Source organism: Cognatiyoonia sp. IB215182, from assembly GCF_033963905.1.
GTDB lineage: Bacteria > Pseudomonadota > Alphaproteobacteria > Rhodobacterales > Rhodobacteraceae > Yoonia.
In genome coordinates this window covers 1-845 of the sequence record NZ_JAXBMB010000068.1, presented here as the reverse complement: position 1 = coordinate 845, position 845 = coordinate 1, and the positions used below count along the sequence as shown (strand labels likewise).

Here is an 845-nt window from a genome sequence, read left to right as displayed (position 1 = left end):
TAGGGTGAGGACCCATTGATTTCCTTGGGACGGCGTGATTCACGGTCCGAAAAACGAGCGGTGAACATGACTGATCTTTTCTGGCTGACAGATGCGCAGATGGCGCGTCTTGAGCCCTTCTTTCCCAAGTCTCATGGCAAGCCACGCGTGGACCATAGGCGCGTGTTGAGTGGCATTATCTTCATCAATCGCAATGGTTTAAGGTGGCGCGACGCCCCTGCTGCGTATGGGCCGCACAAGACGCTTTACAACCGTTGGAAACGGTGGAGCGACAAGGGCATCTTCGCGCGGACGATGGCTGGGCTGGCTGCCAAACACGGCGAACAGAAGACCGTGATGATCGACGCGACGTATCTGAAGGCCCACCGGACAGCGACCAGCATGGGCGTCAAAAGGGGAGCGTGGACGGCTGATTGGCCGAACCAAGGGCGGCATGAACACCAAACTGCACACCATCTGCGACAGCCAAGGCCGCACCCTCAATCTGTTTGTTACGGCCGGTCAAGTCAGCGATTACATAGGTGCTCGCGCTTTGGTGAGCAGTTTGCCAAAGGTGGAATGGCTCCTCGGAGATCGAGGGTATGACGCCGATTGGCTCCGAGAAGCATTGAAAGACAAAGGGATACGCGCCCGCATCCCTGGCTGGAAACAGCGGACGAAACCGGAAAAATACGACAAGCGTCGCTACAAACGGCGCAACCGCATCGAGATCATGTCCGGTAGGCTCAGGGACCGGCGGCGTGTGGCTACACGTTACGACAGATGCCCAAAGGTCTTCCTGTCAGCTATCGCTCTCGCGGCCATCATCATCTACTGGCTTTGAAACTCAATGAGTCCAGACACTA

1 protein-coding gene is annotated in these 845 nt (G+C 56.8%); it reads left to right on the top strand.

Annotated features, from left to right (window positions below):
- Nucleotides 1–66 precede the first annotated feature (66 nt).
- Nucleotides 67–823, top strand: a protein-coding gene (locus tag SLH47_RS26290; RefSeq protein ID WP_320244102.1) for an IS5 family transposase whose coding sequence is annotated in 2 segments (ribosomal slippage) — nt 67–386 and nt 385–823 — 759 coding nt in all. Because the reading frame shifts where the segments join, the coding sequence is not laid out codon by codon here.
- Nucleotides 824–845: the final 22 nt, after the last annotated feature.